Here is a 13,325-nt window from a genome sequence, read left to right on the forward strand (position 1 = left end):
TCACGTTCCTTGGCCCTCTCGGATGGCTAGGCTCTCCACCGTAGCAACAAGCACTCGCCCACTCGTCTAGATACCTAAAGGAGTACACACGTGAGCCCTCTTTCTTCGGGCCTGCTCGGTGATCTCGACCCCACGAGTGATCGTGCGGTCTTCCGACAGATCGCCGACCAGCTGCGTGAGGCCATCGACCGCGGGCGATTCCGGGAGGGCGAGAAGCTGCCCTCGGAAGCGGAGCTCGTCGACCACTACGGGGTCTCCCGGATGACGGTCCGCAACTCCTTCTCCATCCTCCAGGGGGAAGGCCTCGTCCACGCCGAGCACGGCAAGGGCGTCTTCGTCCGGCCTCGACCGCCCGTGCGGCGGCTCGCCTCGGACCGGTTCGCCCGCCGTCATCGCGATCAGGGGAAGTCCGCGTTCATCGTCGAAGCCGACGCGGCCGGCAGTCACCCGCAGGTCGACAGCCTTGAGGTGCAGGAAGAGAAGGCCAGTCAGGACATCTCCGCGCGGCTCGGGTCCGTGCGACGGGTCCTCGCACGTCGGCGCCGCTACCTCCTGGACGGTCGACCGGTCGAGTTCGCCACCTCTTACCTGCCACTCGACATCGCCCGCGGCACGCAGATCGCCGAACCCAACCCCGGCCCCGGCGGCATCTACGCCCGGCTCGAAGAGCTGGGCCACCGCCTCGACCACTTCGAGGAGGAGATCCGTGCCCGGATGCCCTCGCCGGACGAGGTGCGCACGCTGCGGCTTGCGGCCGGCGTGCCGGTCATTCACCTGATCCGGACCGCCTTCGACGCCGAGAAGCGGCCCGTCGAGGTCTGTGACACGGTCATGGCGGCGGATGCGTACGTCCTGGCGTACCAGCTACCCGCCACATGAGCCCGTGGCATCAGGAGGGAGACGCGGCGTGACCGAGGAAAGCTGGCAGCTCATGTGCGGCGATCGGCTCGTCGGAACCCTCCGGATGGAGGCTATCGACATGTTCTGGACGGACTGCGCCTTCGAGCCGGGGCCTGAGTGGGAAGTGCTTCGTCCGCTCTTCGACGCCTCGCGTGAGGCCTGGGTGCGGGGAGATAGAGAGGCCGCCATGGTGGCTGACCAGCGCATTCGCGCGGCGGGCCTCGTCCTCGCCGGGAGCGAGGGGGGATCAACGATCACCGATTTCCTCATCCGGATCCATGGGGGCAAGGCACGGTTTCGGTGGTGACCTCGCCACTTCGTTCCCGTCGGCACAGCGAACTCGTACACCCCAACACGCTTACTCGTATAGACGAGTGGGCAAGTTGTGTGGCAAGGTGATCGTCGTGAGCCCGGGAGATCGGGTTCACAGATCGCTTCTTGTATAGACGAGTAGATAGGAACGAGACTGTGCGCACCATCCGTGTGGAGACCTCCGCCGCGACGATCCTCCTCACCGAGGCTCCCGAGCCGAAGGTCCGCGACCGTCAGACCGGTGAGATCGCCAAGGACGCCGTCAGCGGTGAGGCGCTGATGACCATCGGCGTCGTCTACATCGAGGACGGGGAGTCCTCGCTCATCAAGGTCACCGTCCCGGAAGGCGGTGTCTCCGAGGGGTTGAACCTCGGTGCGCCGGTCTCGCTGCCGGGGCTCGTCGCCCGGCCGTGGGAGTCGGTGTTCAACGGACAGCAGCGTCACGGCATCGCCTTCCGGGCCGCCGCCGTCACCCCGGCCGCCTTCCCGGCCGTCATGGGGGCCTCGGCCTGATGTCCGATCTCACGACGCTTCTGGAGGTAGGTGGTCCTGTCGCCGCATTCGGCGGTGGGGCCGCCTACGCCCGGGCCAACCACCCCCGCCTCTACTGGTCCGCCGTCGGCGGCCCGATATCCACCGTCCGGCTGCTCAGCTCGTACGCCTCGGTCATGGAAGCCTGCGGCCTGACCGTCGCGCCGTCCCGGCTGCGGGTCCTCGCCGTCAAGGCCACCACCCGACGGGAGGTGCGGCCCGTACCGCCTCGGCGGGGCATCATCCGTCCTACGTCGTCCGGTTTACGGCTCCGCCTCCGCCTCGCTCCAGGGCAGGAACCCGCCGACGTCGCCGCCTCCGCCGAACGGCTGCGGCACGCCTGGGGCGTCCACGCCGTGTACGTCTCCACCGTCAAGCCCGGTGTCGTCGAACTGCGGCTCGTCGGCTTCGACGTCCTGCGCAAGGTGCGGATGCCTCGCAAGACCGAGGGCGGGTTCCTCCAGGTGCCGGTCGCGCTGCGGGAGGACGCCATGCCCTTCGTCCGCGACTACCGGGCCGTTCCCCACCAACTCACCCTCGGCGCGACGCTGTCGGGCAAGTCCATGTACCTGCGCCATCTCGTCTCCGGTCTCGCCCCACAGAACGTCGCCCTCGTCGGCGTCGACTGCAAGCGGGGCGTCGAGCTGGCTCCGTTCGCCTCGCGTCTCTCAGCGCTGGCCACCGACCCGGACGAAGCCGCAGAGCTGCTGCCCGTCCTGGTCAAGGAAATGGAGGACCGATACGACCTGATCAAAGCCTGGCAGGGCATAGCCCCTGGCACCCCTGACGAGGAGATCACCTCCGACATCTGGGGCCTGCCCGAGAGCGAACGGCCCGTACCCATCGCCCTGTTCGTCGACGAGGTAGCCGAACTCTTCCTGACCGCCACCCGCAAGGACGAGGAACGGCGCGACGAGATGGTCACCCAACTCATCCGCCTCGCCCAGCTCGGCCGCGCGGCCGGCATCTACCTGGAGGTCTGCGGGCAGCGCTTCGGTGCCGAACTCGGCAAGGGCGCGACCATGCTCCGAGCCCAGCTCACCGGCCGGGTCTGCCACCGCGTGAACGATGAGGCCTCCGCGAAGATGGCCCTCGGCGACATCGCGCCGGAAGCGGTCCTCGCCGCCTGCGCCATCCCTGCCGAGCGTCCCGGCCTCGCGGTCGCCGGCGACACGTCCGGGGGCTGGTCCCGCATCCGCACCCCGTATCTCTCCCTCGGCGACGCCGCCGACGTCTGCCGGGAGACGGCCCATCTGGTGCCGGACCTGTCCGCGCTGAAGCCGTTCCGGCCCTACGTGCCCGCCCCTCTGCCCTCTGTCGAGCGGCCGGGGCCTGCCGTCCAGCCGCGTCCCCTCACCGACTGAGCCTCACCGCACCCCGGTCGGCGTGACCGTCTCACGCCACGTCCCTACCCCTCCCTTGCCTCGATCAGGAAGGAGACGTCCTCATGCGCGCCCAACTGGCGCGGGTAGACGCGGTGCTCGTCCAGGCGCTCATCGCCGCCGCGCTGTCCTTCGCGCACATCCACGACGTCGCCGTTGCGGCCGGACAGGACGGCTGGAAGGCCTGGGCCTACCCCGTCTCGGTCGACCTGCTGCTCGTCGCCGCCTGGCGTCGACTGCGCTCCGGCTCGGCCAAGGGTGCGGCCTGGTGCTGGTTCGTCATCGCGCTCGCCGCGTCCCTCGGCGCGAACGTCGCCACGGCCGGCCTGCTCGACCTCGACGACGTCCCGGCCTGGCTGCGCATCCTCGTCGCAGGCTGGCCCGCCGTCGCCTTCCTCGGCGGAACCCTCCTCGCCCACACCGCACCCAAGACGGCCGATGACGTCGAGCTGATCGAGGACCAGGAGGACGAGCCCGAAACGGCCCCCGAGCCGCCCACCCCGGCACCACCCGCCATCGAGGCCCCGCCGGACCGCCCGGCCGTCCCGGTCCCGACCGCCCTCATCGACCACGCCCGCAAGGTCGCCGCCGAGCACCACACCCGAACCGGCACCCCCATGGACGTCACCACCCTGCGCGCCCGCCTCGGTGTCCCGGCGCCCATGGCCGAAGCCATCGCCGCCCACCTCTGAAGGGAGCTCTGATGACCGCCAACCGCCGCTTCCGCAACGTCACCCGCATCGGCCCGGTGCAGGTCGGCACCGCCTACGACCACCGCGGCCGCGAGAAGCACACCGCCGCCTGCACCGCCCCGCGCTGCAACTTCTCCGCCGACTACGACAGCCGCGCCGCCGCCGAGCTGGCCGCTCGCACTCACCGTTGCCCCGTCCGCTGAAAGGACCCCGTACCCCGTGACCGTCAGCCTTCCGCTCGTCGTCGTCCTCGGCTTCTTCGCCTGGGCGGCGGTCAAGTTCCTCGGCGTCCGCGTCTGGATCGTCGTCCTGATCACCCTCTTCGGCTTCTGGCTCTCGCGCACCTTCCTCGCCCCCGCCATCGAGTCCGGCACGCGTACCGGCGTGGACGTCGTAAACGGCTCACATGACTAGACGAGTAGATAAGGAGTTCGCCGTGTTCCTGCCCAAGTACCCGGACAACCCCACCCCGCCGCCCGCGCACAGTCACGCGCCGACCGACCCGGTCCCCGTCCCGGTCCGGCGCTCGCTCCCGTCGGTCTCCATCGATCAGAAGACCGTCGCGGCCGTGCTCGTCGGCGGAGTCGTCCTCACTGCGCTCCTGGCCGCCGTCGCCGTCACGGCCATCTCGGTCGCCGTCGCCGCCGTGGTCCTGCGCTCCCTGCTCCGCGACCACCACCGCCGCTGACTGCGGCCAGACCTCCGGGGCGGCGCGACACCGCCACGTACGCGCCGCCCCGGTGGCCCACCCCTCCTTAAGTGCCCGTCAGAAGGAGATCCGTCATCTTCACCCGCGCCACCCCGCCCCCACTCCCGGAACTCAGCAACCTCGCCGCAGGCGGCACACTGCCCGGTATCCTCCGCCAGCTCTCCGGGCTCGGCGGTTGCACCCACCCCATCCGTCTGGACGGCCATCGCACTGAGTACGACGTCGACACCGCCACTGGCGAGATCGGCCGCATCCTCCACCGCCTCGACTCGGGCGATCTCCCGGCCGGCCAACTCCTCGTTCGCTGCAACAACCGCCGCACGACCCGCTGCGCGGCCTGCTCGGAGGTCTACCGCCGCGACACCTTCCAACTGATCACAGCAGGCCTGCGCGGTGGCAAGGGCACCCCGGAACGCGTCGCTACCCACCCCCGCGTCTTCGCCACCTTCACCGCCCCCGGCTTCGGCCCGGTCCACAACCGCCGCACCGACGGACGCCCCTGCCGCTGCGGCACCCACCACGACCAGGAGGACGAAGCCCTCGGCTCCCCGCTCAACCCGGACACCTACGACTACGAAGCCGCCGTCCTCTGGAACGCGCACGCCGGTCCCCTCTGGCGCCGCTTCTCCACCTACCTGCGCCGGGAGGTCGGCAAGCGCGCCGGCCTGTCGCAACGGGAGCTCCGCGACCATGCCCGCGTCTCCTTCGCCAAGGTCGCCGAGTACCAGAAGCGCGGTGCGGTCCACTTCCACGCGGTCATACGCCTCGACGGCCCCGGCGGCGGCGACACTCCGCCCCCGGCCTGGGCCACCGCCGAGCTGCTGACCGACGCCATCACCGCCGCCGCGTCCAAGGTCCATGTCGACGGCCCGACCATCGACGGCCGCGCCCACAGCTTCGCCTTCGGCCGCCAGCTCGACGTCCGCACCATCCGATCCGCCGACTTCAACGACGGCCAGGAGCTGACCGAACGAGCCGTCGCCGCCTACGTCGCCAAGTACGCCACCAAGGGCGCGGAGACGGCCACGGGAGCTCTCGACCGGCCGCTCAAGTTCGTCGCCGAACTCGCCCAGCTCGACATCAGCGAGCACGCGCGCCGCCTGATCCGAACCGCCTGGGCCCTCGGCGCACGCAAGGACCTCGAACACCTCCGCCTGCGCGCCTGGGCCCACATGCTCGGCTTCCGCGGCCACTTCTCCACCAAGTCCCGCCGCTACTCCACCACCCTCGGCGCACTCCGCGACGCCCGCGCCGAATGGCGACGCGCACAGGCCGCAGCCACCGCACCCGACCGCGCACCCGAGACGACCTACGTCCTCGCGCACTGGGCCTTCGCCGGAACCGGCCTCTCCGACGCCGAAGCCTGGCTCGCCGCGAGCCTCAACGGTGACGCGCAACCCGACCACCAGACCGCCCCGGAAGGAGCCGCAGCATGACCACCGCCGCCCCTGAACTGCTCACCGTGCCTGAGGTCATGACCCGGCTCAAGGTCGGCCGCACCAAGGTGTACGACCTCATCCGCACCCGCCGTCTGGTCTCCATCAAGGTCGACGGCTGCCGTCGCATCCCGGACGAAGCCGTACGCGACTTCGTCCACCAGCAGATGGGGGAGGCCGCCTGATGGCCAAGAGGCGACCCAACGGCGGGGGCACGATCTCAAGGCGGTCGGACGGCCGTTACATGGGACGCGCATACGTCACCGACACGGACGGCAACCGGGTCCGTAAGACCGTCTACGGGGCCACGTGGGACGACGCCAACGAGAAGCTCGGCAAGCTCCAGGACCAGGAGCGCAACGGCGTCCCGGTGCCGTCCCGCTCCTGGTCGCTCGGCGAGTGGCTGAACTACTGGCTTGAGCACATCGTGGAGCCGGAATGCGAGCACAACACGTACGTCAAGTACGAGTCCAAAGTCAGGCTCTACCTGCTGCCCCACCTCGGCAAAAAGCCCCTCGTCAAGCTCACCCCGGCTCAACTCCGCACCTTCATGGCCCTGCTGAAGCGCGAAAAGGTCGGCGCCGCCACCCGCTTCGAGGTGCTCCGCGTCCTCCGTAACGCCCTCAACCGGGCCATCCGTGAAGAGCTGCTGACGCGCAACGTCGCCCTCCTGGTCGACATGCCCAAGGTCTCCAAGGACAAGGGCACGGCGTGGAGCGCACGCGAGGCGATCGCCTTCCTTCGATCGGTCCGGGCTCACCGCCTCTACGCGGCCTGCGTCCTGGTCCTGGTGCTCGGCCTCCGCCGCAGTGAGGTCCTGGGGCTCCGCTGGCAGGACATCGACTTCGAGGCCGGCCGGTTCACCCCGGTCAAGCAGGTGCAGCGCGAGAAGGGCGTCGGCCTGGTCCTCAAGGACCTCAAGACGGAGTCCTCACAGGCGGTGCTCCCGCTGCCCGAATTCTGCGCCCGCGTCCTCGAAGAGCGGCGGGAGCTCCAGGAGCTGGAACAGAAGATCGCCGGTGCCCACTGGGCCCAGCAGGACGGACACGATCTGATCTTCTCCTCGGAGCACGGCGGCATGATCGACCCCACGGGCTTCTCCCGGACCTTCGATCGCCTCGTGAAGCGGGCCGACGTCCGCCGCATCACGGTCCGGCTCGCTCGCCACACCTGCGGGACCCTCCTGGCCTTCCTGAAGGTCCACCCCAAGGTCGCTCAGGCGATCCTCCGCCACAGCCAGATCAGCATGACCATGGACGTGTACACGCACGTGGTGGGCGACAGTGAGAGGGAGGCTGTGACGATGCTCGCAGAGCTGCTCGAAGATCCGCTCATCGGCTGACCGCAGCCATTCGCCGCTGTTGGTGTCAACCACTGGTGTCAAAAGACCCCCGGTCCACTGGACCGGGGGTCTTCTCGCATGTGGGGCTAACAGGATTTGAACCTGTGGCCTCATCCTTATCAGGGATGCGCTCTAACCAACTGAGCTATAGCCCCGCCGCGCTCTGCGGTGTGTGTCCCGCGCGCTGACTCCTGAAGATTAGCGCACGACGTGGGCAGTCCCAAAATCGGTTCCCGGCGGACCCTCGGCGGAGGTTTGAAACGACCGTCGGGGCTGAGGTCACTCGTCCTCGGCCAGCGTCAGTTCGATGCCGCCGACGAAGCCGGCGGAGAGGTTGTAGATGAACGCGCCGAGCGTCGCGAGGGCCGTCGCGAGGACGACGTCGATGACCGCGATGATCGACGTGAACATCAGGACGTGGGGGAGGGAGAGGAACGACTGGAGGTCGAAGCCGTTCGACTCGTTCGAGCCGGTGGCCTCCGAGATCGTGCCGCCGACCGTCGAGAAGACGCCCATCGCGTCCATGACCATCCACAGCACGGCCGCCGCGATGATCGTGCAGATGCCGAGCGCGATGGAGAGCAGGAAGCTGACCTTCATCACCGACCACGGGTCGGCCTTCGCCACACGCAGCCGCGCCTTGCGCACGCGGGGCGTGGTGCTGGCGCCGGTGCGCGGACGGCGGACCGCGCCGGCCGGGGTGGCCTGGGTCTGGTAGGCCTGCGGCGGGTGGTAGGGCCCGGAGGGCTGCTGCGACCGGCGCTCGCCGGGCAGCGGGGAGGCCTGCTGGGCCTCTCCGGCGGCCTGCGGCTGCGCCTGGGCGCCCGGAGCGGCCGGGCCCGCTCCAGCCGCGTACTGCTGGGTCTGCGGGCCTCGGGTGTCCGTCACAGTTCCCCCCTGGGATCCATGAGTGTCGGGCGAGGGCGAGTCCTTCGCGCCCTTCAGGGGCGCCTTGATCGCCTGCAGGTTGGTCGTGTGCGGGTCCGTCATCTGTGCGTCGGCCCCACCGGCGTCGGTCCCCCGCGCGTCGGTCACCCGCGCGTCCTTCGCCCCCGCGGCGGAGCCACGGCCTCCGTCGTCCGTTTCCTTACCGGCAGAAGGACCGGTAGAAGGGTCGGCAGAGGTGCCGGCCGACGTACCGACCGAACCGGCGCCCGTGGCTCCGCTCACGATGACTCACTCCTCGTGCTACTCGGCCGAGGGCGTCTCACCCTCGTCCGTGCCGCTGGTCGCGGCGCCCTCTGCGGTCTCGTCCACGGCGATGTCGCCGTCGACCTCCTCCGCCTCGCGCCCCGCCTCGGCGTTACGTGCGATACCGACGACGGCATCGCGCTTGCCCAGGTTGATCAGTTGGACGCCCATGGTGTCACGGCCCGTCTCCCTGATCTCATTGACTCGCGTACGAATCACACCGCCACCGAGCGTGATGGCGAGGATCTCATCCGTCTCCTCGACCACCAGCGCGCCGACGAGCGAGCCGCGATCCTCGACGATCTTGGCAGCCTTGATGCCGAGGCCGCCGCGACCCTGGACGCGGTACTCGTCGACGGGGGTCCGCTTCGCGTACCCACCGTCCGTGGCAGTGAACACGAACGTACCGGGTCGAACAACATTCATCGAGAGCAGCTCGTCGCCCTCGCGGAAACTCATGCCCTTGACGCCCGAGGTGGCGCGGCCCATGGGGCGCAGAGTGTCGTCCGACGCAGTGAACCTGATGGATTGCGCCTTCTTGCTGATCAGAAGCAGATCATCGTCGGCCGAGACCAGTTCGGCGCCGATCAGTTCGTCGTCGGAACCGTCCTCCCGCTCGCGGAGATTGATCGCGATCACACCGCCGGAGCGGGGCGAATCGTAATCCTTCAGCGGCGTCTTCTTGACCAGGCCGGCCTTGGTGGCCAGCACCAGGTAGGGCGCCGCGTCGTAGTCGCGGATCGCGAGGATCTCGGCGATCGCCTCGTCCGGCTGGAAGGCCAGCAGGTTCGCGACGTGCTGTCCACGCGCGTCACGCCCGGCGTCGGGCAGCTCGTACGCCTTGGCCCGGTACACCCGGCCCTTGTTGGTGAAGAACAGCAGCCAGTGGTGCGTGGTCGAGACGAAGAAGTGGTCGACGATGTCGTCTTCCTTGAGCTTCGTGCCGCGCACGCCCTTGCCGCCGCGCTTCTGGGCACGGTAGTCGTCCGTCTTCGTCCGCTTGACGTAGCCGCCGCGCGTGACGGTGACGACGATGTCCTCCTCGGCGATCAGGTCCTCGATGGACATGTCACCGTCGTAGGGCACCAGCTTGGTCTTGCGGTCGTCGCCGTACTTCTCGACGATCGCGGCCAGCTCCTCGCTGACAATGCCGCGCTGGCGGACCGGGGAGGCGAGGATCTCGTTGTACTCGTTGATCTTCGCCTGGAGTTCGTCGTGCTCCTGGACGATCTTCTGGCGCTCCAGGGCGGCCAGGCGGCGCAGCTGCATCTCGAGGATGGCGTTGGCCTGGATCTCGTCGATCTCCAGGAGCCCCATCAGGCCGGTGCGCGCGACGTCGACGGTCTCACTGCGCCGGATCAGCGCGATGACCTCGTCGATGGCGTCCAGGGCCTTCAGCAGACCGCGCAGGATGTGCGCCCGCTCCTCCGCCTTGCGCAGCCTGAAGCGCGTACGGCGGACGATGACCTCGATCTGGTGCGTCACCCAGTGGCGGATGAACGCGTCCAGCGACAGCGTGCGCGGTACACCGTCGACCAGCGCCAGCATGTTGGCACCGAAGTTCGTCTGCAGGTCGGTGTGCTTGTAGAGGTTGTTCAGGACGACCTTGGCGACCGCGTCCCTCTTGAGCACGATGACGAGACGCTGACCGGTGCGCGAGCTGGTCTCGTCGCGGACGTCCGCGATCCCGCCGATCTTGCCGTCCTTCACCAGGTCGGCGATCTTCTGCGCGAGGTTGTCGGGGTTGACCTGGTAGGGCAGCTCCGTGACCACCAGGCACTGGCGGTTCTGGATCTCCTCCACCTCGACGACCGCGCGCATGGTGATCGAGCCGCGGCCGGTGCGGTAGGCCTCCTCGATGCCCTTGCGGCCGACGACGAGCGCGCCGGTCGGGAAGTCGGGGCCCTTGATGCGCTCGATCAGGGCGTCGAGCAGCTCCTCGTGCGAGGCCTCCGGGTTCTCCAGGTACCACTGGGCGCCGGCCGCGACCTCGCGCAGGTTGTGCGGCGGGATGTTGGTCGCCATGCCGACCGCGATCCCGGCCGAGCCGTTGATCAGCAGGTTCGGGAAGCGGGCGGGCAGGACGGTCGGCTCCTGGGAGCGGCCGTCGTAGTTGTCCGTGAAGTCGACGGTCTCCTCGTCGATGTCACGGACCATCTCCATGGACAGCGGTGCCAGCTTGCACTCGGTGTAGCGCATCGCCGCCGCCGGGTCGTTGCCCGGGGAGCCGAAGTTGCCGTTGGAGTCAACCAGTGGCATCCGCATCGACCATGGCTGGGCGAGGCGCACCAGGGCGTCGTAGATCGAGGAGTCGCCGTGGGGGTGGTAGTTGCCCATGACGTCGCCGACGACACGGGCGCACTTGTAGAAGCCGCGCTCGGGGCGGTAGCCGCCGTCGTACATGGCGTACAGGACGCGGCGGTGGACGGGCTTGAGACCGTCACGGACGTCGGGCAGCGCACGGGACACGATGACGGACATCGCGTAGTCCAGGTACGAGCGCTGCATCTCCGTCTCGAGCCCGACGGGCTCGACGCGCATCGCGACTTCGCCGCCCTCTTCAGGGGTGACGGGAGTGTTCTCGTCGGCCATTGCTGGTGAAGATCCTTCCTGGTGCGGTCAGCTGAGACCGACTCAGATGTCGAGGAAGCGGACGTCCTTGGCGTTGCGCTGGATGAACGCGCGGCGGGCTTCGACGTCCTCGCCCATCAGGACCGAGAACAGGTCGTCGGCCTGGGCGGCGTCGTCGAGGGTGACCTGGCCGAGCACCCGGTGCTCCTGGTCCATCGTCGTCACGCGCAGTTCCTCGGCGTTCATCTCGCCGAGACCCTTGAAGCGCTGGATCGAGTCCTCGCGGATGCGCTTGCCGCGCTGGCGACCCATCTCGATCAGCGCGTCGCGCTCGCGGTCCGAGTAGGCGTACTCGATGTCGTCCCGGCCCCACTTGATCTTGTACAGCGGGGGACGGGAGAGGTACACGTGCCCGGCCTCGACCAGCGGCCGCATGAAGCGGAACAGGAAGGTCAGCAGCAGGGTGCTGATGTGCTGACCGTCGACGTCGGCGTCCGCCATCAGGATGATCTTGTGGTAGCGGAGCTTCTCGATGTCGAAGTCCTCGTGCACGCCGGTGCCGAAGGCGGAGATCAGCGCCTGGATCTCCTGGTTCTGCAGGATCTTGTCGATCCTGGCCTTCTCGACGTTGAGGATCTTGCCGCGGATCGGGAGGATCGCCTGGTACTGCGGGTTGCGGCCGGACTTGGCCGAGCCGCCGGCGGAGTCACCCTCGACGATGAAGATCTCGCACTTGGTGGGGTCGTTCGACTGGCAGTCGGAGAGCTTGCCCGGCAGGGACGCCGACTCCAGCAGACCCTTACGACGCGTCAGGTCACGCGCCTTGCGGGCCGCCACACGCGCGGTGGCGGCCTGGATGCCCTTGCGGACGATGTCCGCCGCCTCGTTCGGGTTGCGGTCCAGCCAGTCGTTGAGGTGCTCGTAGACCGCCTTCTGGACGAAGGTCTTCGCCTCGGTGTTGCCCAGCTTGGTCTTCGTCTGGCCCTCGAACTGGGGCTCGCTCAGCTTGACCGAGATGATCGCGGTCAGACCCTCGCGGATGTCGTCGCCCGTGAGGTTGTCGTCCTTCTCCCGCAGCAGCTTCTTGTCGCGCGCGTACTTGTTGACCAGGTTGGTCAACGCGGCGCGGAAGCCCTCCTCGTGCGTACCGCCCTCGTGGGTGTGGATGATGTTGGCGAAGGAGTACACGCCCTCGCTGTAGCCGCTGTTCCACTGCATGGCGACCTCGAGGGACAGGCTCTTCTCCTTGTCCTCCGCCTCCAGGTCGATCACCGTCGGGTGCACCACGTCGCCCTTGCGGGAGTTGAGGTACTTCACGAAGTCGACGATGCCGCCCTCGTAGTGGTACGTGACGGTCTTGACCTCGTCCTTCTCGTCCGCACCCGCCTCGTCCGCGCCCGCGGTGGCCTTCGCCGACTCACGCTCGTCGGTGAGCTTGATCGTCAGGCCCTTGTTGAGGAACGCCATCTCCTGGAAGCGCCGCGAGAGCGTCTCGAAGGAGTACTCGGTGGTCTCGAAGATGTCGCCGTCGGCCCAGAAGGTGACCGAGGTGCCCGTCTCGTCCGTGGCCTCGTGCTGGGCCAGCGGGGCCGTGGGGACGCCCATCTTGTAGTCCTGCGTCCAGCGGTGGCCGTCGGTCCTCACCTCGACCGCGACCTTGGACGACAGGGCGTTCACCACGGAGACACCCACGCCGTGCAGACCGCCGGAGACCGCGTAACCGCCGCCGCCGAACTTGCCGCCCGCGTGCAGCACGGTGAGCACGACCTCGACGGCCGGCTTGCCCTCGGAGGGGACGATGCCCACCGGGATGCCACGGCCGTTGTCAACGACCCGGACGCCGCCGTCGGCGAGGATCGTCACGTCGATGGTGTCCGCGTGACCGGCCAGCGCCTCGTCGACCGAGTTGTCGACGACCTCGTACACGAGGTGGTGCAGACCGCGCTCGCCCGTGGAGCCGATGTACATACCGGGGCGCTTGCGGACCGCGTCCAAGCCCTCGAGGACGGTGATGGCACTGGCGTCGTACGAGGCGGTGACCTCGCCGTTGGAGGTGATCGCCTCGCTGTTCACGCCAGTGTCGGTGGACGGGATGTTCTCGTTGGGGTTGCCGGAATCGGCCACGAAGCGCCCTTTCTGGCACAGCACGAGCCGGGCTCGTCGGCGGGTTGCCGGAGCGGCTGCGGCATGTTGCGTTGGTAAGCCTTGATCAGCGTTGCTCAGCTTTTCCCGGACGGTCCCCACGTTTGGGGCGGGATT

Annotated in this window: 14 protein-coding genes and 1 tRNA gene; 11 read left to right on the forward strand and 4 right to left on the reverse strand. The window is 68.7% G+C overall.

The genetic code is table 11. The features are described 5' to 3' along the window. Positions 1-90 precede the first annotated feature (90 nt). From IE263_RS02115 to IE263_RS02165, 11 genes are all read left to right on the forward strand, one after another. A complete protein-coding gene (locus IE263_RS02115; protein WP_189931512.1) occupies positions 91-879 on the forward strand; it encodes a GntR family transcriptional regulator in 789 nt (262 codons plus the stop codon). A 28-nt stretch (positions 880-907) separates the two neighbouring features. After that, positions 908-1,207, forward strand: a complete 300-nt coding sequence (locus IE263_RS02120) for a hypothetical protein (protein WP_229910756.1) — start codon at positions 908-910, stop codon at positions 1,205-1,207. Between the two features lie 161 nt (positions 1,208-1,368). After that, the gene (locus IE263_RS02125) at positions 1,369-1,725 is read left to right on the forward strand and encodes an SCO3933 family regulatory protein (RefSeq protein WP_108999490.1); all 357 of its coding nucleotides are present in this window, start codon (positions 1,369-1,371) and stop codon (positions 1,723-1,725) included. Next, on the forward strand, positions 1,725-3,107 hold the full coding sequence (locus IE263_RS02130) for an FtsK/SpoIIIE domain-containing protein (RefSeq protein ID WP_189931514.1): 1,383 nt from the start codon (positions 1,725-1,727) through the stop codon (positions 3,105-3,107). Before IE263_RS02125 ends, IE263_RS02130 begins: the two co-directional genes overlap by 1 nt. 83 nt (positions 3,108-3,190) lie before the next feature. Then, a complete protein-coding gene (locus IE263_RS02135) occupies positions 3,191-3,817 on the forward strand; it encodes a DUF2637 domain-containing protein (RefSeq protein ID WP_189931515.1) in 627 nt (208 codons plus the stop codon). 11 nt (positions 3,818-3,828) lie between these two features. Then, the gene (locus IE263_RS02140) at positions 3,829-4,020 is read left to right on the forward strand and encodes a mobile element transfer protein (RefSeq protein WP_010985414.1); all 192 of its coding nucleotides are present in this window, start codon (positions 3,829-3,831) and stop codon (positions 4,018-4,020) included. Positions 4,021-4,036: 16 nt separating this feature from the next. Continuing rightward, positions 4,037-4,231: a hypothetical protein gene (locus IE263_RS02145; protein ID WP_189931517.1), complete on the forward strand. Its 195-nt coding sequence runs from the start codon at positions 4,037-4,039 to the stop codon at positions 4,229-4,231. Between the two features lie 22 nt (positions 4,232-4,253). After that, on the forward strand, positions 4,254-4,505 hold the full coding sequence (locus IE263_RS02150) for a SpdD protein (protein ID WP_189931519.1): 252 nt from the start codon (positions 4,254-4,256) through the stop codon (positions 4,503-4,505). Positions 4,506-4,663: 158 nt separating this feature from the next. Next, entirely contained in the window at positions 4,664-5,962 is a 1,299-nt protein-coding gene (locus IE263_RS02155; protein ID WP_189932020.1) for a replication initiator, read from the forward strand. Next, positions 5,959-6,147: a helix-turn-helix domain-containing protein gene (locus IE263_RS02160; protein ID WP_189931521.1), complete on the forward strand. Its 189-nt coding sequence runs from the start codon at positions 5,959-5,961 to the stop codon at positions 6,145-6,147. The genes IE263_RS02155 and IE263_RS02160 overlap by 4 nt, the downstream gene beginning before the upstream one ends. Beyond that, positions 6,147-7,304, forward strand: a complete 1,158-nt coding sequence (locus IE263_RS02165; protein ID WP_189931523.1) for a tyrosine-type recombinase/integrase — start codon at positions 6,147-6,149, stop codon at positions 7,302-7,304. Before IE263_RS02160 ends, IE263_RS02165 begins: the two co-directional genes overlap by 1 nt. An 81-nt stretch (positions 7,305-7,385) precedes the next feature. On the opposite strand, the gene IE263_RS02170 is transcribed toward IE263_RS02165, so the two are convergent. From IE263_RS02170 to gyrB, 4 genes are all read right to left on the reverse strand, one after another. After that, positions 7,386-7,459 (reverse strand) — tRNA-Ile (locus tag IE263_RS02170). A gap of 124 nt (positions 7,460-7,583) precedes the next feature. Next, complete coding sequence (locus tag IE263_RS02175; RefSeq protein WP_189931525.1) at positions 7,584-8,474, reverse strand: DUF3566 domain-containing protein; 891 nt, start codon at positions 8,472-8,474, stop codon at positions 7,584-7,586. An 18-nt stretch (positions 8,475-8,492) separates the two neighbouring features. Then, positions 8,493-11,087: a DNA gyrase subunit A gene (gyrA, locus tag IE263_RS02180; protein ID WP_189931527.1), complete on the reverse strand. Its 2,595-nt coding sequence runs from the start codon at positions 11,085-11,087 to the stop codon at positions 8,493-8,495. Positions 11,088-11,129: 42 nt separating this feature from the next. Next, on the reverse strand, positions 11,130-13,190 hold the full coding sequence (gene gyrB / locus IE263_RS02185) for a DNA topoisomerase (ATP-hydrolyzing) subunit B (RefSeq protein WP_189931529.1): 2,061 nt from the start codon (positions 13,188-13,190) through the stop codon (positions 11,130-11,132). Positions 13,191-13,325: the final 135 nt, after the last annotated feature.

Source organism: Streptomyces aurantiogriseus (assembly GCF_014649375.1).
GTDB classification, from domain to species: domain Bacteria; phylum Actinomycetota; class Actinomycetes; order Streptomycetales; family Streptomycetaceae; genus Streptomyces; species Streptomyces aurantiogriseus.